The sequence below is a fragment of the Vibrio sp. Vb2880 genome, assembly GCF_033337975.1.
GTDB classification, from domain to species: domain Bacteria; phylum Pseudomonadota; class Gammaproteobacteria; order Enterobacterales; family Vibrionaceae; genus Vibrio; species Vibrio alginolyticus.
On sequence record NZ_JAWORT010000066.1, the window covers coordinates 1 to 2036 of the forward strand.

1 protein-coding gene and 1 pseudogene are annotated in these 2036 nt (G+C 43.4%); both read left to right on the forward strand.

Annotation, left to right across the window (positions count from 1 at the left end; all coding sequences use genetic code 11):
* Positions 1–546 (forward strand): annotated as a pseudogene (locus R7M92_RS24850) (hypothetical protein); the annotation flags it as partial.
* 398 nt (positions 547–944) lie between these two features.
* A partial coding sequence (locus R7M92_RS24855; protein ID WP_318134570.1) for a hypothetical protein occupies positions 945–2036 on the forward strand: 1092 nt, incomplete at its 3' end.

Consider the following 2036-nt stretch of genomic DNA (forward strand, 5'->3'; position numbering starts at 1 on the left):
AGAAAGTACAATGCCGTTGCAGATTATATCTACTGGCGGGAGGACGGCGGTGCGTTTACTTGCAACACCAAGGATGGTTATCGTTCATTTAATACTCGAGCAACCGACAAAGCCATACCTTTAGCTAACAAAGACAGTCGCTACACGTTGCAACTCGGCGTATTAAGTGGCGATGATGCGCCTACCCCGAGATTGTATAGAGCGCGTCAGGCAGATGAGAGCTCACCGATTGATGAACTCGCTTACCAGTATAAACTGCCTGAAGACGGCGATAGTGTTAATGGCTTCTCCCTTTATGTTCCAGCGAGTTTGCAGCCTGACTTTTCTGATTATGATTTACGTCAGGAATTCCCTGCCTTACCAGACCACGCTCAATACAAACAAGCTTTCGCCCGTTATCAGGAAGCACAGCAAGAAAAATGTAAAGAAATAGATTATGGAAAATGGACATCACTTGAAATCCGACGTTGTGAGCGCACATGCCAAATTGAAAGACAAGGCGATCATTTTGTGACGGCACACTGTCACTCAAATAAAGCTAAATAAGGAGTAAACTTCATGGCGAAATTAAACCTTAAAGTCAGTGGTGTTTACCTCCTGGGGCAACTTTTTGATGACAAGGGACCAGTACCAAATAGTCGATATTTCCCCTGCGTAATAATGAATTTGTTAACTTCTGCTCAAAAGTAAAAAAAACTGTTTTTCTTAAAGCCTTCTTTTTGAATAAGTGCGGTAGGTAATATGTCCAAATTTCCAGTTAAAGTGACTTTGTTGGCTGTTAATCTGTCGGCTTGGGGCGTTTTGGGTTTTTCTGCAGATTTTTCTATCTCGTTGAAAATAAATGGCTAAGTAAGTAGGATACGCAGACCAAATCGTACTTGTAAGCCTTATCAGCTTAAATGTCACCGCAACCATATTTACGATGTTGGTTGTGGAGAATTCAAATGCATTTAGTTTGCAAATTTATACCTAGCTCGAAGCTATCCTCCAGCGAGCTATCTTATGTTCTTACACCAGACGAGTGTATAGGGCAGCTTTCGCGTTTGCGAAATTCAGATGATATCCTTAGAAACCTCCCTAAAGAGTTTGCGCAAAAGATTTCTCTTTCTTCTAAAAAAACGACCAGCGGATTGCTAGCAGCGATCAGAGCCGAACTTGGGAAAGGCAGTTGGGTCTCCTTATCTTCCTTTGCTCGTAGGTCGCCATTAACGGACTCTCAGTTGCAAAGTTTTCCTAGACTTAAAACACTCGTTGACTCTGTATCTGCTTCAAATGAAAGCAAAGTTTTTAAAGCGGGTTACAAGCAGGTTACTGACGATGTTGCTCTAGTTCGCAGTTACACGCATGTACCTTCTGAGCCAAGCCCAGATCAAAAAATCGTTGTCGAGTTTGCTGGGCAGTGGTCTAGCAATGCCGCATGTTTGATGTTGGGAAAAACCGACGCTCAAAAAGAAAAGGTGACTGTAGGCAAGGCTGATACCGAGAACAAACATCGCAGCCTCGCGATGTTTAAAGATCTCGAAGCCGAGGGCAAAACGCTCTATATCAAAATCCCTTGTTCAGACCAGCCTCAGCCGATCTTGCTTAAACTCGCAGAGAACCTACAACCCGTTGATAAAGAAACTCAGATGGATGAGTGGGACAACGTGTTGGTGCCGGTGAGACCTTTGGCTTACTTAGATGGCAGCAAAGACAAAGCAAAAGCTTCTGACCTCCGCGGTGGTTTTCTTTATGTGTTTTGGAAAGGGAAGCTTTGGCGAGAGATGGCCATAAACGAGAAAGGTTATTACCAAGATGTTGACGTCGAGTATTACCGTACTCTAGAGCAAGAAGAAAATAAAAAAGACACACCTCAGGTAATACAAAGAAGCGCAAGCGGTTTTGCCATGGCGCATTTTTGGGCACCTTACAAAATATCGGGTGAAGTCCAACAGGGAGAAAATGGACTCAAGATCATTTTCTCACCAAAGCAAAAGCGCTTTGCTCAAATTGAAGCATTAGAATCGGATGCTGCTTTGCTAGATAAATCCAGCACG